This is a genomic window from Exiguobacterium sp. S22-S28, assembly GCF_043359615.1.
GTDB lineage: Bacteria > Bacillota > Bacilli > Exiguobacteriales > Exiguobacteriaceae > Exiguobacterium_A.
The window spans coordinates 117,433-134,752 of record NZ_JBHFFC010000027.1 but is presented as its reverse complement, the minus strand read 5'-3'; the positions used below and the strand labels follow the sequence as shown (position 1 = coordinate 134,752).

The following is a 17,320-nucleotide window of genomic DNA, read 5'->3' as shown; positions in this document are numbered from 1 at the left end:
TTACACATCCAAAACTCTTTTTTCGATTAAGACAGCTCTACCACCAACGGTTACACGTGTAATTCCGGTTTCATCGCATAGCAATCCAATAAAAATTTCTGAAGGTTTCTTCATTGTATAACCTTGTTCAATCACAATGTTTTCTACGGATTTGTTCTCCAGTTTTTTATAGTTGAATAAGTAACAACTTAAAGCACCATTGGATGTTCCTGTAGCAGACTCTTCTGGGATACCGTATAAAGGCGCGAAATTTCTTGTATGTGCATTTGCGTTACCCAAGGTATCGAATGAAAATAGATGATACCCTATAGTGTCATATTTTTTACTGACAGCTGCAATCTCGGAAAAGTTTGGTTTTATTCGCTGAAGTGTTTTAAGGTTTTTAATCGGGATGATGATATCTCTTAGACCTGTAGAAACGATCTGAATGGGCAAATCACTTAATATTTCAGTGGGATCAATGTTTAATGACCGTGCTATTTCGTCCTTCTGTAATATATCCAAGAATTGTGGCCGGTTTTGATTCATCATGATGGTCCCGTCCTGCTTTACTTCAACCTCTAACACTCCAGCTTGGGTTTCTTGTGAAAAAGTGCCTGTACTTATGATTTTTTCACTGAATAAAATATGAAAAACAGCGAGCGTCGCATGGCCGCAAAGATCTACTTCATATTCTGGAGTAAAGAAGCGGACTTTGAAATCTGCAATATCCGATTCGCTCACAAAAGCTGTTTCACTGTAACCCAAAAGCAGCGCAATTTTTTTCATCTGGTCTTCTTTCAAATGATTTGCATTTAAGACTACTCCTGCTTCATTTCCTCCAATGGTATCTTTTGCGAAAGATCGGACTGTAAACACCTCTTGTTTCATGAGTCTACTCCTTTTCAAATGTTTGAAATTTAGCGGAAAGCACCTCCGTGTCATTTTCACTTAGGAATCCTCCCCCTCTAAGTGTAGGCGGGGGAGGAAGTTCAAGCGGAATCAACATCGGGATACAGATTTTTATAGAGTATTAATGATTTGACCGTCTTCAGGAACGACGAGTTTACTAGAAAAATGCTTCGACGCCGCAAATCTGCGTAAGTCTTCTCTTGATAAAGTCCAATGATTGACGGCTTCCATATGGACGGCGATGATGGAGGCATCTGGTGCTGATTGATGAACAGCATGTACGTCTTCTTTCCCCATCACAAGAGAGCCGCCTGCATGGAATTGATTGTCGCCGGCGTTCACGACGATGACGGAAGGGGCGTGTGACTTAATATTTTTTGCAACCTCCTCATACCAAACAGTATCGCCTGCAATATATAGTGTTTGTTCTGTATCATGTTTGAGAATGACTCCGCATACTTCACCTGTCAGTTTCAGAATCTCGCCTCGTCCATGTTCCCCCTTTACTTTAATGAGTTCTACTTCTTTAAATGTAGATTCATCTGTCAATAGTTCGACGTTGGTGAATCCATCATTTTCGATTAGAGCTTGATCTTCGGTATTTTGAACGAATACTTTCACATCCTTCGGCAGATGTTGTTTGGCGACTTCATCGTAATGATCAAGATGGAGGTGGGTCAGAATCACCGCATCCACGCCATCGATAATTTCTTCTACCGTCAGAGGTAAGTCTACCAAAGGATTTTTTTGGTCTTGTCGGACTGAGTTCGGAAATGCAGGGTACGCACCTTGATCTGCCAAAAATGGATCAACTAAGAGAGTAAGTCCCGCGTACTCCAGTCGGATTGTCGCATTTCGGATAAGTTGAATATTCATCATCATTTCTCCTTTTATCGTATGATAACTATAGTATAAAAAAAGAATGTGCGAATAAGACATAGAAGAAATCAAGTAAATAGATAAAAAAACTTGATATTTGAAAGTGATGTCATGATAGATCGTTCTTTTGCGAATAAAGGAGGAGCAGCCATGCTTGATCGAACAGATTATAGAATTCTGGAAGAACTAAACCGAAATAGTCGGATGACGATGCGGGAACTTGGAGAACGTGTACATTTGACTGGACAGGCGGTAGCAACTCGGGTGAAGAAACTTGAGGAATCTGACGTCATCCGGAACTATTCCATTACGGTGGATGAAGAGAAGATAGGAAACACCGTTCATGCGATGGTGAACATCTTTATGATTTCCTCGTTCCATGATCCCTATTTATTGTTCTTAGAAGAACATCGTAAATATGTCAGGCGAAATTATAAGCTGAGTGGTGAATCATGTTACCTATTGGAGTGCAGATTTCCATCGAATGGTGAACTGAACGCCTTTTTGAAAGGGTTAAGTAAGTATGTGAACTACAAACTCTCAATCGTCATCGAACCATGAACTGTCATGTTGTTTTGTTTAGATTCAACTAGCTAAAAATAAACGATAGATAAGGATCTAATTCTAATATGGTTCGTTTTCAATAGCTTTCAGTAAGTGACAGAGTGATCTTTATCAAAATTAGGCGAGAATACGCCCACTTCTAAACGTTAAGGGCGAAGCCCTAGTGAAAGTAGGAGATGAATCGCCAGCCTGTTTTTTGGGTATATTCTCTTTGAAGGAGGTGAAAAATGGTGTTGAAGCACAAGGCCTACAAATTCAGAATCTACCCCACAAAAGAGCAGGAAATCCTGATTGCGAAGACGATTGGGTGTTCACGCTTCATCTTCAACCACTTCTTGGCGAAGTGGGATGAATTGTACAAGACCACTGGAAAAGGACTGTCCTACGGTTCTTGTTCCAAAGAAATTCCTTTGTTGAAGCAGGAGTTCGACTGGTTGAAGGAAGTGGATAGTACCTCTGTTCAGATCAGCGTCAAACATCTTGCTGATGCGTTTGACCGCTTCTTCAAGAAGCAGAACGAACGCCCTCGTTTCAAGTCCAAGCGCCATCCCGTCCAGTCGTACAAGACCAACATCCAAGGCAAAAACCAGCTTCCTGAAGTTTCGATTGTGTGCAACCAGCTCAAACTTCCGAAGCTGAAATGGGTACGTTTCGCCCATTCGAAACACATCACAGGCCGTATCTTGAACACCACGATCCGACGCAACGCTTCAGGAAAATACTTCGTCTCCCTGCTCGTCGAGCAGGAGATCAACGAACTGCCGAAGACCGGTTCATCCGTCGGTGTCGACGTCGGACTCAAGAACTTTGCCATCCTCTCGGACGGCACGATATACAAGAACGACCGTTACTTCCGTTCGCTTGAGAAGAAACTGGTACGCGAACAGCGCAAGCTCTCCCGCCGTCAACGCATCGCTCTGAACAAGAAAGTCAAGCTTTCCGAGGCGAGGAACTATCAGAAGCAGAAGCGGAAGGTTGCTCGTATCCACGAAAAGATTGCCAACAAGCGTACCGACTTCCTGCACAAGGTATCGACCGAGATCGTCAAAAACCACGACGTCATCGGCATCGAGACCTTGCAAGTGAAGAACATGCAGAAGAATCGTAAGTTGAGCAAGTCCATCTCGGACGTCAGCTGGTCGGAGTTCTTCCGTATGCTGGAATACAAGGCGAACTGGTACGGGAAGATCGTCGTGAAGGTCGGCAAGACCTTTGCTTCGAGCCAACTGTGCTCGAGTTGCGGCCATCAACACAAGGATGTGAAACATCTAGGGTTGCGTGAATGGACATGCCCGAATTGCGGGATCCATCACGACCGAGATGTGAACGCAGGACTGAATCTTAAACAAGAAGCCGAACGTATCTTAGCTTTTTCAACCGTCGGGACGACGGGGTTAGCCTGATCAGGTTTCGACCGTTAGGTCGGATAACTCAGGAATCCTTCACCTCTAAGTGAAGCGTAGGTGGAGGTAGTTCAAGGCGTGAGCTAAGTCAACGGATTCTTTTTGTCTAATTGCGGATACGCCAAATAAAACCTCTATCTCGTCATTAAGTAAATATGCTTCATTCATCAACGCCTCGAGTAAAACTAATTTTTCTTTCAGTTTCAGGCTATGTTGCTCTCCAGTCGATCCGCACACAAGAATCGACTTTTCTCCTTGGTCGACTAAATATCGAATATGTTCAATTGTTCCGTCGACATTCAAAGTTTCATCTGGAAAAAATGCAGTTGGTACAGCAATGTGAAATGCTTCTTTCAACATATTATTGCTCCTTTGTCCTCAGTATTTTGTATGAACTCCGTGTTATTCGAGAGTAGTATGACATATTCATACTTAGCATTCCAGATGAACAAACGTAGAAATTATAAAGTTCAAAAACAATGTTTGTTTAGTGAAAACGATTAGAAGCCAGCAAAAAAACGATTCTTCTCGATTACGAGAAAAATCGTTTTTTTGTCTTCCGTCTGAAATCCATCCGAAATTTTTCGAGTAGGTTCATTTTCGAAATCACCTAGAAACATCTTGTAAAAACGTCAACGAACGGTCGGCGACAAGGTTGGCACTATCCGTTCGGTACGTTTGGTAATGCACCGAAGCAACGTGATCATCAAACGCCTTTTGATCACGCCACTGCTCATAAAAGTAAAAAACATGCGTATCGTCCTCAGCGCGGTGTGCTTGATAGGTCAGGCAACCGCTTTCGGCACGGGAAGGCAGGATCACACCTTCGATGACATGAGCGAGTTGTTCCGCTTGTCCGGGATGCGCTTCGATACGGGCGATCAGTTGAATCATGAATCGAACCTCCTAATAAAGGAGATCCTTCGTGAAAAGGATCTCCCTTGATTGTTTAGTTAAGTGTCTTGATGACGGCATTTGCGACGGCAATCGTAGATTGTGGGTTTTGACCCGTCACAAGATTTCCGTCGACTTGGACGTTTTCTGTGAAGTTATCAGCGACGATGATGTTCGCACCAAGTTCACGCAGACGTGTTTCAAGCAGGAACGGCATGTAGATGTCGAGTCCTGTCGCGCGTTCTTCTTCATCCGTGAACGTTGCGATCGTTTTACCGGCGACGAGTGGTGTTCCGTCCGTCAGTGTCGCACTGACGAGTCCAGCTGGTCCGTGGCAGACGGCAGCAACGGTTTTACCCGCTTCAAACAACGTCCGCAGTGCGTGGTTCAAGGCATCGCTGTGTGGCAAGTCGAACATCGTACCGTGACCACCCGGCATGAAGATGGCATCAAACGCACTGAAGTCGCTGATCGATTTCAGATCGAGTGTGTTTTCGAGCAGCGGCGCCGTGGCTTGAATATCTGCCGGCACTTCGTCTTCGAGACTGCGGGCGTCGATTGGCGAAAGTCCACCGTTTGGACTGGCGACCGTAATCGTATAGCCTTCTTTTTGGAACGCAACATAGGCTTCGCCGAACTCGGATAACCAAATGCCTGTTGCATGTCCTTCTTTCATTTCGCTGGCGTTTGTGACGACCATTAATACGTGTTTACTCATGTTTATTTCCTCCTTGGATGTGTTCAGTGATTCGCTACGTGATTAGAATAGCGCGTAGTTGATGTAAAAACAAATTAATAAAAATAGGTCTATCTATAAATAAATTTATAGTAAAATCCAACTGATTGAACGATGTAGTAAAGAAATTTTATTTTATATTGGTAACGCTTTCAAATAAAACATTGTTTCTTTTTAATGTGGTTGCTATACTAACGGTGAACGCAGGGGAAAGTACCAACGGCGGTTGGAAAAACGCCAAACCATGGATGTAAAAGCAGGGGTCAAAACAAAAGGGGAGCTGAGCATATGGGACAGAAACTCAACTGGACAGCAACACTCGGATTGACGACGGCGCTACTCGCCGCGTCGCTGCCAATGCAACCGGTCGCGGCCGAAACGACACCCTCCGTCACGGAACGGGTCGACGTACAACTGGATCAGATGACACTTGAGCAGAAGATCGGACAAATGATCATGCCGGATTTCCGGTTATGGGACGGGGCCAATCATACGAAGCTGGCACCGGAAGTCGGACGGGTCATCGACCGGTTTGACTTAGGGGGCGTCATCTTATTTGCGGAAAACGTCAGTGAGACGGAGCAGACGACGAAATTGGTCCATGACTTGCAGGAGGTCGTCAAGCAGGATACAAGCAACGATATCCCGTTGTTCGTGACGATTGATCAGGAAGGCGGAATCGTAACACGACTCGGAACGGGAACGAATTTACCGGGCAACATGGCACTTGGGGCGACCCGGAGTGCATCCTACGCTGAAGCGGCAGGCGGCATCATCGGGTCCGAGTTGAAGGCACTTGGAATCAACGTCAACTTTGGTCCGGTCCTAGACGTCAACAACAATCCCGGGAATCCGGTCATCGGCGTCCGGTCGTTTTCAAGTGATCCACAGCTGGTCGGGAAACTCGGCTCGGCGATGACACAAGGCATTCAGGAGCAGGGTGTCGCTGCGACGGCAAAACACTTCCCGGGACACGGGGATACGGCAGTGGATTCGCATTACGGCTTGCCGGTCGTCGATAAATCATTACAAGAGTTGAAGCAACTGGAACTCGTTCCCTTTAAACGCGCAATTGCCGAAGGAATCGATATGGTCATGACGGGACATATCGGAATGCCGCAAATCGAGGATGAGGTCGTCGAATCGACACAAGGCACGTTCCCGTTGCCGGCGACGTTATCGGATGACGTCATCACCGGCGTCTTGCGGGAAGAACTCGGATATCAGGGACTTGTCATCACTGATGCCTTGAACATGCAGGCGATTGCCGACAACTTCACGGAGTCGGAAGCCGTCATCAAGACGTTAAAAGCCGGAGTCGATATCGCCTTGATGCCGACGATTCTCCGGTCGACACAAGACGTGACGAAACTCGAGACGATTTTTGACGACGTGATTGAAGCTGTCGAAAGCGGTGAACTGTCGGAAGCGGACATCGATCAGTCTGTCTCGCGGATTTTGACGTTAAAAGCAACACGCGGCATTTGGAATGAAACGGACACACCGGTCACGCTCGATGAAAAGCTGGCGCAAGCGAAAACAGTCGTCGGCAGTCCGGAACATAAGGCACTTGAGCGGAAAATGACGGAAGCGGCGGTCACACTCGTTAAAAATGACAAGAAAACATTGCCGTTCAAACCTAAAAAAAGGGAGACGATCCTTGTCTTGTCACCGGCAAAAGATCAGACGGACAGTATGGTCAAGACAATTCGGTCGCTTGAGAAAAACGCCGGTAACCTGAAACACGTGAACATATTGACGGAAAATTATACGGCGTCGACGCCGCATCTGGAGCAAAATCCGAATCTGCAAGAAAAGGTCGCAGCTGCGGACTACATCATCGTCGGCTCAAACGTCAACAACAGTGACAAGCTGAAAGCGACGTCAGCGGACCATTATGTACCGGCGGAAGTGTTCCGTCAGGCGAAACGTACCAGAACACCGTCCGTCCTGCTCAGTCTTCGGAATCCTTATGATGTCGCCGTGCAAGCGGACGCAAAAGCGCAACTGCTTGTCTACGGCTTTAAGGGAGATCCCAATGGTCCGGACTCGGAAGCCGGGAACACAAAATCAGCCGGACCAAATTTACCGGCAGGAATCCGCGCCATCTTTGGTGAAGTGAAACCACAAGGAAAACTGCCCGTTGACGTACCGAAGTTTAAAGACGGCACGTTCCGAAACACACTTCATCTCGAATTTGGAGACGGGTTCAAGAACTGGAACCGGTAAGGACGATGAAAATAGGTAAGCTCAATCTTTCTGATTGGGCTTTGCCTATTGACTCTTTTTGCAATTAAATTTCATTTTTTATTAATTTTAATCGTTATTATATTTTGTATTGAGGAAGTAGAAGGAGTTGTCAGAGAGGATGAAGGTCATGTTAGAGAAATTAGCGACAGAACGCCGGAATGAAAAAACGATGCGTCTCGACGACATGTCGGTCGAAGACATGTTGACGGTCATGAATGCGGAGGATCAAACGGTCGCCGCTGTCATTCAACAGGAAATACCGGTCATCAAACGAGTCGTCGATCGGGTCATTCAATCGTTTCAAGCGGGCGGACGATTGATTTATATCGGAGCCGGAACGAGCGGTCGACTCGGTGTGCTGGATGCGGCCGAATGTGTGCCGACGTTTGGGGTTTCACCGGATATGGTCGTCGGCCTGATCGCCGGGGGCGAACGGGCACTCATCAAAGCCGTCGAAGGGGCGGAAGACAGCAAAACGCTTGCTGTCGAAGATTTACAGACCCTTCAGCTGACGGCGAATGATACCGTCATCGGCATCGCAGCGAGCGGTCGGACTCCTTACGTGATCGGCGGTCTGGACTATGCCCGTGAAGTCGGCGCGACGACTGCTGCTCTGTCCTGCAACAAGCAGGCGGCAATCAGTGAACACGCGGACTTCCGGATTGAAGTCGAAACCGGACCGGAAGTCTTGACCGGCTCGACACGCCTGAAGGCCGGAACGGCACAAAAGCTTGTGTTGAACATGATTTCGACGGCGGCGATGATTGGTGTCGGGAAGGTCTACCAAAACTTGATGGTCGATGTCCAATCGACGAATGAAAAACTCGAAATTCGGGCCAAACGGATGATCGTGGAAGCGACAGGGGTTGATCTTGAGACAGCCGCGCGTTATTTCACATCGGCGAATGGTCACGTCAAGACGGCGATCGTCATGATTTTAGCGGACGTTTCGTATACTGAGGCGGTCGAACGATTACAACGTGCGCACGGATTCGTCCGCGACGCGCTTTAAGGGGGGACGAACATGAAGAAGGAAGAAGTGTTGGCATCTGCCATCCTTGAACATGTCGGGGGAAAAGATAATCTCCGGCAACTGGCCCACTGTATGACACGTGTCCGGTTGTCGCTGAAAGATCCGACAAAAGCGGACATCCAGGCCCTCAAACAAATTGACGGTGTCATGGGGGTCATCGATGACGAGACACTGCAAATCGTCGTCGGACCGGGAACGGTCAATCGGGTGGCCGATCATTTAAGCCGTGAGACGGGTCTTGCGATCGGTGAAGAGTCGGTCGATGAGAACCTGACGTTTGAAGAGCGGGCTGCCATCGAACGGCAAAAAGTGAAGGATAAACAAAAGTCACCGTTCAAACGTTTTTTACGCCGTTTGGGAAATATCTTCATCCCGCTCATTCCGGGACTCGTCGCATCGGGGATCATCAACGGAGCGGCGAACTTTGCGAAAAATGCCGGGGTTGATGCGACAGAAACGTGGATGCAGATTCTCTTATTGATTGGTAGTACCGTCTTCGCCTACTTAGCGATTCTTGTCGGTTGGAATACGGCGAAGGAATTTGGCGGAACACCGGTTCTCGGAGCGATTGCCGGCGGAATTCTGTTTAATCCGTTGCTCGTCGACATAATTATTTACGGTGAACCGCTTGTCGTCGGTCGGGGTGGTTTGTTTGGGGTCATCTTTGCCGCCTGGTTGATGACGTATCTTGAAAAACATATCCGCCGGTTCATGCCGGTCTCGATTGATATCATCTTTACGCCACTCTTTACTGTTTTGCTCGTCGGCTTTACGGCACTCTATGCGATCATGCCGGTCGCCGGCGTCTTATCAGACGGCATCATGAAGGCGATCAACGTGATTCTTGAAGTCGGTGGTCCGATTGCCGGTGCCGTCCTCGCCGGATTCTTCCTGCCGCTCGTCATGGTCGGTCTCCATCACGGATTGACACCGATTCACTTGGAGCTGTTAAATACGATTGGCAATACGGCACTGCTACCGATTCTTGCGATGGCGGGAGCCGGGCAAGTCGGGGCAGCGATGGCGATTTTCGTCAAGACACGGAATCAACGGTTACGCAACATCATCAAGGGGGCGATTCCGGTCGGGTTCCTCGGTATCGGTGAACCGTTGTTGTACGGGGTCACGCTACCACTCGGTCGTCCGTTCTTGACGGCCTGTATGGGAGCCGCAGTCGGCGGAGCCTTCCAGGCAACGATGAAGACAGCGGCGCTTGGGGTCGGTGTATCCGGTCTGTCGTTGACACCGTTGATCGATAACGGAATGTACCTGACGTATATCGGTGGTCTCGTCATCTCGTATGTTTTTGGTTTCTTGTTTACCTTCTGGTTTGGTTTCAAAGAAGAAATGGCAGATGGGATTTAACTGGATGTAAGGATATCAGGGGAAATGAAAAGATGGAAGATCACGTTGAGGTGATGTTCCATCTTTTTTACGTTTGACCTGCCTATTGAGTCTTCGTGTCGACGGTCTTGTCCTGGAGTATACGTTCAAGGACCAAGACATAGACCAAGGCAACAAGAACTCCCACTGTCCCTGGCAGAACAGCAATGATTGAGTCAGTCAAGTATGCTGCGGGAATCAGATAAGTCAACAGAGACTTCACACCGTTCAACACGAGAAGGGCTGTCAGCAGGATCAAGGTCACAGTCCGTTTTTGCAGATTCCCAATGAATTGACGATCCGTTTTTTTAACGTGTCTCATGCCGAACCAAGCGAACATGCAGATGACCTCCATTGGTTTCTAAATGGGTGATTACTTTTTTAGATCAGTCAGCGAAAAATTGGTTGATTTTGGTTTCAGACTTCAAATGATGCTGAATCAATTTTGTGACTGCTTGTTCCTGTTCGATTGTGCTGAGTTGCGTGTTGTACCAGCCGTCCAGCTTATCGCGGGTCACGGTGAAGGTATAATCCGGGAAGGTAAACGTAATCCGGTCCACGTTATCGACGAGGACAAACAGGTAGGTTGCGTTGAACAGAACCGTTTCTTTGATCTCCTGTTCGACTTGTTCCGTCTCGATGTCCTTGTAAGTCAAATGGATGCCATACGGTGTTTGTTTCGTTTCGAGGGCAATCTGATGCAACTCTTGATGGTGTGCCAATTCTTTGACGATATTTGCGACGGCGCTGTTGTCGCCGACAGAAGAATGTTTATGTTGGAACAGGTCCGTCTTTGAATCAGCATGTTGGCTGTAACCGTTCCAGATCAATACCAGACAGGCAATCGACAGGAACGGAATCAAAATTCGTTTCATACAATCTCTCCTTTATGGATCTCGTACTAATGGTATCATAATTCATGAAGTATCTCCTAAAAAATTCTTATATTGGAACTTTAGTAACAATTGACGGTCTTTGAACACTACGCTGACAAGAAGGAGTGAAACAGATGAAAGGACTTGCCGTTTATTTGAGTGAACCACTGACAGATGAGGCGAAAGACAGCATCCGACAGATGCGGACGATTGGTTTTACCTCAATCTTTACCTCGTTACATATTCCGGAAGACGATCCTTCGTTGTACACGGAACGCTTACGGACGCTTGGGCAACTGGCGCAACAGCTCGAGATGGAACTCGTCGCGGACATCGCCCCGACTTCCCTTGCCGCGCTCGGCAAGACGTGGGGGGATGCCGATACCTTAACCGAATGGGGGGTGACCGGACTGCGGGTCGACTACGGCGTGACACCGAAACAGGTCGCGGACTTATCAAAACAGATGATGGTCGCCTTAAACGCCAGTACGCTGACGGCGGAAGAACTCGACGCGATGAAAGCGGAGGGACTTGTGCTTGAGCAGGTCGAGGCGTGGCACAATTTTTATCCGCGACCGGAAACGGGACTGGATCGTGACTGGTTCAATGATAAAAACCGGTGGCTCCGTGAACAGGGAATCCGTGTCCAAGCTTTCATTCCGGGAGACGGACACCTGCGTGGTCCGCTGCACGAAACGTTACCGACGCTCGAAGACCACCGCGGACAATCACCGTTTGCCTGTTATCTCGAGCTGGAAGCGTCCGTTGACCGGATTCTGATCGGGGACCCGGGCTTGTCGGAAAGCTCGATGCGGCAATTTGCTGCGTATCAGGAGGGAATCATTGTCCTCCGGGCAACGGGGCAAGGCGACGATCCGCTGTTGACCGATGATCCGCTGTTGACGAGTATTCAGACGAACCGGATGGATCCGGCGCGGGATGTCATCCGATCGGTCGAGTCACGGGCTTACGGTCGACCGGGCAATGGATTGCTTGAACCCTCGACCTTATCAGACCGGCCTGTCGGATCGGTCACGATCGACAATCTTAAGTACGGTCGGTATGCCGGCGAGTTGCAGCTGACGAAACGGGATCTTGCGGCCGACGAGCGTGTTAATGTCATCGGTCGTATCATCGAGGCGGACCGGGCGTTGCTGCACCAGATCGGACCCGGTGGACGATTTCGGCTTGAGTGGGTAGAGTTATAAGTAATCAATTTACTCATCGAAAGGATGAAACAGCAATATTGAATATAAATGCTAGAGGAGGACAACGATGGAGGACAAACTTTTTTTGAAATTGAAAAAAGGGGATGTACATTATATTGATAATTTTGTTGATTTTAATATGTTTATGGAATCGATTGATGGTTTTTTGGAACACCACGAGACAGCTGCACATTATACGACCCAGTTTTTTAGACTGTCAGTTGACGGGGGAAACGCCTTGGCGTTTCATGTCAACGAGTTGGTTTCTGTCTATCTTGAACGAAATACAAAAGCCGACGAACCGTCAAGTGAGCGAACACAGGAAACGAGGAAGGAAACGGAATGAAAAAAATCGTCCTGATCGGTTCCGGGGGCTCCGGCAAATCGACGTTAGCCAAACAGCTCAGCCATGCCTTGGGCATTCCGGTCTATCATCTGGATACATTGTTTTGGAAGCCGAACTGGCAAGGTGTTCCACGGGAAGAACAAACGCGCATTCAGGCGGAGTTGATTGCGCGGGATGACTGGATCATCGACGGGAATTACGGCGGAACGATGGACATTCGGCTGCAAGCGGCGGATACAATCATCTTTCTCGATTTGCCGCGAACGACATGTGTGTACCGTGTCTTGAAACGGACAGTCCGCCACCGCCATGAACCAAGAACAGACATGGCAGCAGGGTGTCCGGAAAAAATCGATTTTGCTTTTTTGAAATGGATTTGGAATTATCCGAACGTACAACGACCCGACATCCAATCGAAACTTAATCAAGTTGCGTCGACCAAAACCATCATCGTATTGAAATCCCGGAACGACGTTCGGCAGTTTTTGGAGACAACTACTTAATCGAAATCCACTAAAACATGGACGTCAATCCTCTGAAGAATCGCTCAGAGAGTTGATGTCCATTTTGTCTGGTTGAAATCGACACAAATACGCCAACTCCAATGACGACCGCCGGAACAATGAACAACTGCATCAAAAACGGATCAATGCCAGGCATATTATCTTCCTCCTTTCTGAATAGACTGCTATTGAAACTACATCAAATCAATTGCTTAAAATTAAGTTGGCAAACCATTTTTGGCACTGAAACGGAGATTCAATGCACGCAGTTTAGCGACAAGTTGTTCTTCGAACAAACCGTTTAACGGAATCCGTTCATCCGCATAGGAAGGCAGACCGGCATGACTACCGATCATGACCGAATGAACGGCACCTTTAAACATCTCGATGTCGTTGGCATCGTTCCCGAACGCGACATATCCTTCTGTTGTAATGCCCATGATGTGAAGGGCATGTCGCTTATGGATGCCTTTCGGGCTGATGTCAAGCACCTGCTCTTCACCATGCGAATGCGAAACGACATCGATCTCGCGTACTGCTTCCGAAAAGTCCGCCATACTTGATGCGCTTAAAATCAAGACTTTTATAATGGTGTCATGTTCTGCCAGACTTACGTTTTTTGCGGATTGCAACGGATCCAGATTCTTGAGAATCGGGTGAGACGCGGGACCCGTATAGCTGTAGTTCCACAAACCGTCAACTAAGTAGGTGGCATCCATCTGTTGAATCAGTTTTTGCATGTAGATGACATCGGACGGAGAAAAGGGCGTTGAATAAACGATTTCACCACACCAAGAAACTAACGATCCGTTTCCGCCAATCAACAGGTGGTGCTGAAATGTTTCCGGAAGGACCGGTAACAGATCGCGAATGGGTCGGGCTGAAGCGAAGATGACCCGGTGACCCGCTTCTTCCAGCGAATGAAGCGCCTCTGTAATGGGGTGAGACAACGGCAAACCTTGAAAACAGAGGGTCCCGTCCAAATCAAAAACAAAATTCATGATGATTCTCCTTAATCTGTTATGAATGAAGCGATTTTGAAATCGTCCAGTTTTCCTGAATCACCTGCAGAATAAACTCCGGATCATCCCAGTGTAGGATGTGGGAAGTCGACGGAGCGGATATCACAGTCCCACCGGTTTTTTCCTGCCACAGGGTAATTGCTTGTTGGCGGAACGGTTCTTCTGAAACCGGTAACGTCGCACGGAGCAACACAAGGTTGTCACCGGGGACATCGTCGAGGAAGTCGAGAATCTCGTCTTGATACATTGCCGTCAAGATGGCGCGTGCCGTCTTCGCCCGGGCATGCCAGTAGTAACGCCCGTCCTGCATCCGGACAAAATCTTTTCCGGCCAGATCAAGCAACGGCGACCGGCGCATCTTTGGTCCGTACACGGCAACGTCCCGAAATTCTTCCCACGTCGCGACGGACTCCTCAAAATCTGTATCGTAAAATGCAGATTCCTGCTCGAGTGGTGTACCCCGCAACCGTTTACTCTGATAACCGCCGTCAATTAAAATCGATCCGCGGACGCGCTCCGGCTGTTCCTTCTGATAGAAAAGCGCGATGAAACTGCCCCAGGAGTGCGAGAGGAAATAAAAGTCTTCGATGTGCAACTGTTCGAACAGCCGATTCAGCCAATCGGAAAACCGAGCAAACTGATAATCCCGTTCATCCGGAAACGGTTCGGTCTTCCCGTGACCCGGTGCATCGATCGAGACAATTCGGTAGTCATGCTTCAACGCATCGGCCAGTTCAATAAAGCTGAGGCTCGTTCCTCCGAGACCATGCAGACAAAAAATCACCGGGTGATTCGGGTTGCCCCATTCGGTGACTTGTGTTGAAATTCCGCCGCATGCGATACTGTAACGTTTCATCTGTTTTCCTCCATCCTCAAATAGGAATGTACTTACTTTTTAACCAGTATTATACATCAATTGTTGTATAATGAAGCGAGTGAATTTAAAAGACAGACGGAGGGAATGTGGAATGAAAATTACGGTAGCAACACTTTGGACGGATCACGTAAAACCGATGCAACACTTTTATACGACGACGCTTGGTTTCAGACTCGTCGAAGAAACGGCAACATCCTTTACGGTACAAATCGGGACAAGTCAGCTTCGGTTTGAACAGGATACGACACAGCAACCGAAACAATACCACTTTGCGTTCAACGTTCCGGGAAATGCGTTTCAGCTGGCCAAGGACTGGTTGCAACGGCAGGTGCCATTATTGATTGAGGACGGAGCAGACGAAATCTTTTTTGAAAACATCAATGCCCATTCCGTCTACTTTTACGACCCGGACGAGAACGTCGTCGAATTGATTGCCCGGCATGACGTCAATCCGAATAAGTCGCTTGAGACGTTTACGGTGAGTGATATTTTAGATATCGGCGAAATGAACGTGACGACGCCGGACGTCGCCGGTGTCGGGGCTAGATTTGCTGAACTCGGTGTCTTTCACCGCTACCATCAGCCGATTAACGTCGATTTCTTAAACTTCCTCGGGGCGCCGGAAGACGGGACCCATCTGTTGCTCGGACGAGCGGGACGGACGTGGTTGTTCTCACCGAAACCGGCGGTCACGAGTCCACTTATTCTCGAACTCGACGGCAAGCTGCATGTCCAGATCGATGCGGACGGTACGTTGCATCACGAAAAATAAACCCGTGCGCAGACGGGTTTGGAGATTACGCCATGAGTTGTAAAATCCCGAATGTGGTCAAGACGACATAAGAGACAGAGACGAAGATTAAGACGGGTTGAAACAACGTGTCTTTTGATTGGCGGGTGATCCCTTCGACGAAACAGCTGAGGAGGAAGACAAAAATCGCCAGTCCGATATACATCAAGACAATCGTCAGCATACTTTGAATGATTCCGAATGAAACAAGCGAAAAGGCTGTAAAGAACAAATAGCCGAATGCCGCCAAAAGACCGAGTCCAAGTAAGATGCCGAGAGCCGGATGAAGTTTGTTGACGCGCGCCGTCCATTTCGGGAACCGTGGACTGAGCACTGTCCACGCGGTATGTAGCGATAAACAGACTGAGATGAATAACATCAGGAAAAAGAGTGTTTGTAACAAGGGTGACAGTTGATCAGCCCATAACGGAACGATTAAGAAGACAATCGGGAAAAAGAGAATCAAGAGATATTTTTTCAAGTAAATCACTTCTTTCTTAAGAATAGGGCAGTTTATTAACAATATCTTCCTTATCCGTACCGTAACATATGTGGCGGCAGGAGGAAAGGAGTACCGATGACGAACTTTTGGAAAGCAAACGGCAAGTGGCGGATTGGACGGTTCATCTTCCTTGCGATACTGTTGGTGTTGGTCTCATGTTTTTTGTATACTTTTCATCAGAAAATCCTACGTCAATTATACTTGGAGGACCAACTCGAACAACAGTACGGACTGGAAAAAGACGAGTATCAGGTGAAAAGTTATATCTCAAAATACGGTTACGGCTACGATCTCATCCTTGAAGATGAACCGCGGACATCGTATTCCTTTAACGTCCGAGAAAAAAATGGAGAATACATTGCCATCTATTCGGGCTATGGCTTTCGAGATGGACCACGGGACGAGAATGACTTCCGTGCACCTGAACATATAGAGTTTGAACAGTTCAAAGATGAACCGTAAGCGTACGTATAGGATGTTTCAACACAAACAGTTTTAAAAACAGGAGGAATTAATATGTGGCAAGGTTTTACTTGGTTGAATGAACCAAAAGAATTCAATATGCAGGAACGCCTGACCTTTAAAACAGAAGGCGATACCGACTTTTGGCGCAATACCTATTATCAGTTTAACCGGATGACCGGTCACGCCTTACTTCAATCGATTCCGTCAACATCGTTTTCATGCCGGATTGAAGTGAAGTTGGATGCACGTCAGACGTATGATCAGGCAGGGATCCTTCTTTATCTAAACGAAGATCATTGGTTAAAAGTTTCAGCGGAATTTATTCCGGACGGGAAATCGCATCTCGGTGCCGTCGTTACTTCGTTCGGCTTTTCCGACTGGTCGTCGCGTGATATCGACAACGCGGTCTTTGGACAGCCGCTGACGTTCGAGCTTGTCTTCAAAAACCAGGATGTGGAACTGTATTTTGTGGACGGTGAAACGAAGGAACAGTTACGGATTGCGCATTTGCATGGAGAAGGGGACTGGAAAGTCGGTCCGTACGCGTGCAGCCCGAATCTGGAAGGGCAAGGGTGTGAAGTGGAAATATTGTCGTTTGACTGCCAGGAAAGATAAAATAGCGTGAGCACCTCGTCTTGTAAGTGAGTAAAAAGAATTAGGTGATTTTCAAGCAATTTGTTCTGATGTTTCAGCTCTTCA

22 protein-coding genes are annotated in these 17,320 nt (G+C 47.7%); 11 read left to right on the top strand and 11 right to left on the bottom strand.

Features of this window, described 5'->3' with window-relative positions:
- Together ACHA8N_RS10765 and ACHA8N_RS10760 are read right to left on the bottom strand one after the other, a co-directional pair.
- Nucleotides 1-870: a PhzF family phenazine biosynthesis protein gene (locus ACHA8N_RS10765; RefSeq protein ID WP_147512596.1), complete on the bottom strand. Its 870-nt coding sequence runs from the start codon at nt 868-870 to the stop codon at nt 1-3.
- Nucleotides 871-1,002: 132 nt separating this feature from the next.
- On the bottom strand, nt 1,003-1,767 hold the full coding sequence (locus tag ACHA8N_RS10760; RefSeq protein WP_026828526.1) for an MBL fold metallo-hydrolase: 765 nt from the start codon (nt 1,765-1,767) through the stop codon (nt 1,003-1,005).
- A gap of 153 nt (nt 1,768-1,920) precedes the next feature.
- On the opposite strand from ACHA8N_RS10760, the gene ACHA8N_RS10755 reads away from it, so the two are divergent.
- Together ACHA8N_RS10755 and tnpB are read left to right on the top strand one after the other, a co-directional pair.
- Complete coding sequence (locus tag ACHA8N_RS10755) at nt 1,921-2,331, top strand: Lrp/AsnC family transcriptional regulator (protein ID WP_026828525.1); 411 nt, start codon at nt 1,921-1,923, stop codon at nt 2,329-2,331.
- Between the two features lie 230 nt (nt 2,332-2,561).
- A complete protein-coding gene (gene tnpB / locus ACHA8N_RS10750; protein ID WP_393965698.1) occupies nt 2,562-3,737 on the top strand; it encodes an IS200/IS605 family element RNA-guided endonuclease TnpB in 1,176 nt (391 codons plus the stop codon).
- Nucleotides 3,738-3,782: 45 nt separating this feature from the next.
- Here tnpB and ACHA8N_RS10745 read toward each other — a convergent pair whose 3' ends face one another.
- The 3 genes from ACHA8N_RS10745 to ACHA8N_RS10735 all read right to left on the bottom strand — a co-directional run bounded on the left by ACHA8N_RS10745 (nt 3,783) and on the right by ACHA8N_RS10735 (nt 5,349).
- The gene (locus tag ACHA8N_RS10745; RefSeq protein ID WP_393965697.1) at nt 3,783-4,097 is read right to left on the bottom strand and encodes a dihydrodipicolinate synthase family protein; all 315 of its coding nucleotides are present in this window, start codon (nt 4,095-4,097) and stop codon (nt 3,783-3,785) included.
- Nucleotides 4,098-4,343: 246 nt separating this feature from the next.
- The gene (locus tag ACHA8N_RS10740) at nt 4,344-4,631 is read right to left on the bottom strand and encodes a putative quinol monooxygenase (RefSeq protein WP_147512599.1); all 288 of its coding nucleotides are present in this window, start codon (nt 4,629-4,631) and stop codon (nt 4,344-4,346) included.
- 55 nt (nt 4,632-4,686) lie between these two features.
- Nucleotides 4,687-5,349, bottom strand: coding sequence for a type 1 glutamine amidotransferase domain-containing protein (locus tag ACHA8N_RS10735; protein WP_393965696.1), 663 nt, complete (start codon nt 5,347-5,349; stop codon nt 4,687-4,689).
- Between the two features lie 306 nt (nt 5,350-5,655).
- Between ACHA8N_RS10735 and ACHA8N_RS10730 the strand changes: the two genes are divergently transcribed.
- The 3 genes from ACHA8N_RS10730 to ACHA8N_RS10720 all read left to right on the top strand — a co-directional run bounded on the left by ACHA8N_RS10730 (nt 5,656) and on the right by ACHA8N_RS10720 (nt 10,015).
- The gene (locus ACHA8N_RS10730; protein WP_393965695.1) at nt 5,656-7,596 is read left to right on the top strand and encodes a glycoside hydrolase family 3 protein; all 1,941 of its coding nucleotides are present in this window, start codon (nt 5,656-5,658) and stop codon (nt 7,594-7,596) included.
- A gap of 148 nt (nt 7,597-7,744) precedes the next feature.
- Nucleotides 7,745-8,629: an N-acetylmuramic acid 6-phosphate etherase gene (gene murQ / locus ACHA8N_RS10725; protein WP_393965694.1), complete on the top strand. Its 885-nt coding sequence runs from the start codon at nt 7,745-7,747 to the stop codon at nt 8,627-8,629.
- Between the two features lie 12 nt (nt 8,630-8,641).
- Nucleotides 8,642-10,015 carry a PTS transporter subunit EIIC gene (locus tag ACHA8N_RS10720; RefSeq protein WP_393965693.1) on the top strand — a complete coding sequence of 458 codons (1,374 nt, stop codon included), beginning with the start codon at nt 8,642-8,644 and terminating at the stop codon, nt 10,013-10,015.
- An 82-nt stretch (nt 10,016-10,097) separates the two neighbouring features.
- On the opposite strand, the gene ACHA8N_RS10715 is transcribed toward ACHA8N_RS10720, so the two are convergent.
- Together ACHA8N_RS10715 and ACHA8N_RS10710 are read right to left on the bottom strand one after the other, a co-directional pair.
- Nucleotides 10,098-10,373: a hypothetical protein gene (locus tag ACHA8N_RS10715; protein ID WP_393965692.1), complete on the bottom strand. Its 276-nt coding sequence runs from the start codon at nt 10,371-10,373 to the stop codon at nt 10,098-10,100.
- Between the two features lie 46 nt (nt 10,374-10,419).
- Entirely contained in the window at nt 10,420-10,908 is a 489-nt protein-coding gene (locus ACHA8N_RS10710; protein ID WP_393965691.1) for a DUF4825 domain-containing protein, read from the bottom strand.
- Nucleotides 10,909-11,042: 134 nt separating this feature from the next.
- On the opposite strand from ACHA8N_RS10710, the gene ACHA8N_RS10705 reads away from it, so the two are divergent.
- The 3 genes from ACHA8N_RS10705 (at nt 11,043) to ACHA8N_RS10695 (ending at nt 12,965) form a co-directional block, all read left to right on the top strand.
- Nucleotides 11,043-12,116, top strand: a complete 1,074-nt coding sequence (locus ACHA8N_RS10705) for a DUF871 domain-containing protein (RefSeq protein ID WP_393965690.1) — start codon at nt 11,043-11,045, stop codon at nt 12,114-12,116.
- 67 nt (nt 12,117-12,183) lie between these two features.
- A complete protein-coding gene (locus ACHA8N_RS10700) occupies nt 12,184-12,462 on the top strand; it encodes a hypothetical protein (protein ID WP_393965689.1) in 279 nt (92 codons plus the stop codon).
- Nucleotides 12,459-12,965 carry a DNA topology modulation protein gene (locus ACHA8N_RS10695; RefSeq protein ID WP_393965688.1) on the top strand — a complete coding sequence of 169 codons (507 nt, stop codon included), beginning with the start codon at nt 12,459-12,461 and terminating at the stop codon, nt 12,963-12,965. Before ACHA8N_RS10700 ends, ACHA8N_RS10695 begins: the two co-directional genes overlap by 4 nt.
- Nucleotides 12,966-12,975: 10 nt before the next feature.
- Here ACHA8N_RS10695 and ACHA8N_RS10690 read toward each other — a convergent pair whose 3' ends face one another.
- The 3 genes from ACHA8N_RS10690 to ACHA8N_RS10680 form a co-directional block, all read right to left on the bottom strand.
- Entirely contained in the window at nt 12,976-13,122 is a 147-nt protein-coding gene (locus ACHA8N_RS10690) for a hypothetical protein (protein ID WP_393965687.1), read from the bottom strand.
- Nucleotides 13,123-13,183: 61 nt separating this feature from the next.
- Nucleotides 13,184-13,966 carry an HAD-IIB family hydrolase gene (locus ACHA8N_RS10685; protein WP_393965686.1) on the bottom strand — a complete coding sequence of 261 codons (783 nt, stop codon included), beginning with the start codon at nt 13,964-13,966 and terminating at the stop codon, nt 13,184-13,186.
- Nucleotides 13,967-13,985: 19 nt separating this feature from the next.
- Nucleotides 13,986-14,843, bottom strand: coding sequence for an alpha/beta hydrolase (locus tag ACHA8N_RS10680; protein WP_393965685.1), 858 nt, complete (start codon nt 14,841-14,843; stop codon nt 13,986-13,988).
- A gap of 112 nt (nt 14,844-14,955) precedes the next feature.
- Between ACHA8N_RS10680 and ACHA8N_RS10675 the strand changes: the two genes are divergently transcribed.
- Entirely contained in the window at nt 14,956-15,636 is a 681-nt protein-coding gene (locus tag ACHA8N_RS10675; RefSeq protein WP_393965684.1) for a glyoxalase, read from the top strand.
- Between the two features lie 25 nt (nt 15,637-15,661).
- On the opposite strand, the gene ACHA8N_RS10670 is transcribed toward ACHA8N_RS10675, so the two are convergent.
- The gene (locus ACHA8N_RS10670) at nt 15,662-16,144 is read right to left on the bottom strand and encodes a hypothetical protein (protein WP_393965683.1); all 483 of its coding nucleotides are present in this window, start codon (nt 16,142-16,144) and stop codon (nt 15,662-15,664) included.
- Between the two features lie 87 nt (nt 16,145-16,231).
- Between ACHA8N_RS10670 and ACHA8N_RS10665 the strand changes: the two genes are divergently transcribed.
- Both ACHA8N_RS10665 and ACHA8N_RS10660 read left to right on the top strand, forming a co-directional pair.
- Nucleotides 16,232-16,618: a hypothetical protein gene (locus ACHA8N_RS10665; protein ID WP_147512613.1), complete on the top strand. Its 387-nt coding sequence runs from the start codon at nt 16,232-16,234 to the stop codon at nt 16,616-16,618.
- A 54-nt stretch (nt 16,619-16,672) separates the two neighbouring features.
- Nucleotides 16,673-17,236: a DUF1349 domain-containing protein gene (locus tag ACHA8N_RS10660; RefSeq protein WP_393965682.1), complete on the top strand. Its 564-nt coding sequence runs from the start codon at nt 16,673-16,675 to the stop codon at nt 17,234-17,236.
- Nucleotides 17,237-17,320: the final 84 nt, after the last annotated feature.

What these genes read in the sequence shown, in the direction of transcription:
- ACHA8N_RS10765 (WP_147512596.1), bottom strand. Translation starts at nt 870, where the DNA reads ATGAAACAAGAGGTGTTTACAGTCCGATCTTTCGCAAAAGATACCATT.
- ACHA8N_RS10760 (WP_026828526.1), bottom strand. Translation starts at nt 1,767, where the DNA reads ATGAATATTCAACTTATCCGAAATGCGACAATCCGACTGGAGTACGCG.
- ACHA8N_RS10755 (WP_026828525.1), top strand. Translation starts at nt 1,921, where the DNA reads ATGCTTGATCGAACAGATTATAGAATTCTGGAAGAACTAAACCGAAAT.
- tnpB (WP_393965698.1), top strand. Translation starts at nt 2,562, where the DNA reads ATGGTGTTGAAGCACAAGGCCTACAAATTCAGAATCTACCCCACAAAA.
- ACHA8N_RS10745 (WP_393965697.1), bottom strand. Translation starts at nt 4,097, where the DNA reads ATGTTGAAAGAAGCATTTCACATTGCTGTACCAACTGCATTTTTTCCA.
- ACHA8N_RS10740 (WP_147512599.1), bottom strand. Translation starts at nt 4,631, where the DNA reads ATGATTCAACTGATCGCCCGTATCGAAGCGCATCCCGGACAAGCGGAA.
- ACHA8N_RS10735 (WP_393965696.1), bottom strand. Translation starts at nt 5,349, where the DNA reads ATGAGTAAACACGTATTAATGGTCGTCACAAACGCCAGCGAAATGAAA.
- ACHA8N_RS10730 (WP_393965695.1), top strand. Translation starts at nt 5,656, where the DNA reads ATGGGACAGAAACTCAACTGGACAGCAACACTCGGATTGACGACGGCG.
- murQ (WP_393965694.1), top strand. Translation starts at nt 7,745, where the DNA reads ATGTTAGAGAAATTAGCGACAGAACGCCGGAATGAAAAAACGATGCGT.
- ACHA8N_RS10720 (WP_393965693.1), top strand. Translation starts at nt 8,642, where the DNA reads ATGAAGAAGGAAGAAGTGTTGGCATCTGCCATCCTTGAACATGTCGGG.
- ACHA8N_RS10715 (WP_393965692.1), bottom strand. Translation starts at nt 10,373, where the DNA reads ATGTTCGCTTGGTTCGGCATGAGACACGTTAAAAAAACGGATCGTCAA.
- ACHA8N_RS10710 (WP_393965691.1), bottom strand. Translation starts at nt 10,908, where the DNA reads ATGAAACGAATTTTGATTCCGTTCCTGTCGATTGCCTGTCTGGTATTG.
- ACHA8N_RS10705 (WP_393965690.1), top strand. Translation starts at nt 11,043, where the DNA reads ATGAAAGGACTTGCCGTTTATTTGAGTGAACCACTGACAGATGAGGCG.
- ACHA8N_RS10700 (WP_393965689.1), top strand. Translation starts at nt 12,184, where the DNA reads ATGGAGGACAAACTTTTTTTGAAATTGAAAAAAGGGGATGTACATTAT.
- ACHA8N_RS10695 (WP_393965688.1), top strand. Translation starts at nt 12,459, where the DNA reads ATGAAAAAAATCGTCCTGATCGGTTCCGGGGGCTCCGGCAAATCGACG.
- ACHA8N_RS10690 (WP_393965687.1), bottom strand. Translation starts at nt 13,122, where the DNA reads ATGCCTGGCATTGATCCGTTTTTGATGCAGTTGTTCATTGTTCCGGCG.
- ACHA8N_RS10685 (WP_393965686.1), bottom strand. Translation starts at nt 13,966, where the DNA reads ATGAATTTTGTTTTTGATTTGGACGGGACCCTCTGTTTTCAAGGTTTG.
- ACHA8N_RS10680 (WP_393965685.1), bottom strand. Translation starts at nt 14,843, where the DNA reads ATGAAACGTTACAGTATCGCATGCGGCGGAATTTCAACACAAGTCACC.
- ACHA8N_RS10675 (WP_393965684.1), top strand. Translation starts at nt 14,956, where the DNA reads ATGAAAATTACGGTAGCAACACTTTGGACGGATCACGTAAAACCGATG.
- ACHA8N_RS10665 (WP_147512613.1), top strand. Translation starts at nt 16,232, where the DNA reads ATGACGAACTTTTGGAAAGCAAACGGCAAGTGGCGGATTGGACGGTTC.
- ACHA8N_RS10660 (WP_393965682.1), top strand. Translation starts at nt 16,673, where the DNA reads ATGTGGCAAGGTTTTACTTGGTTGAATGAACCAAAAGAATTCAATATG.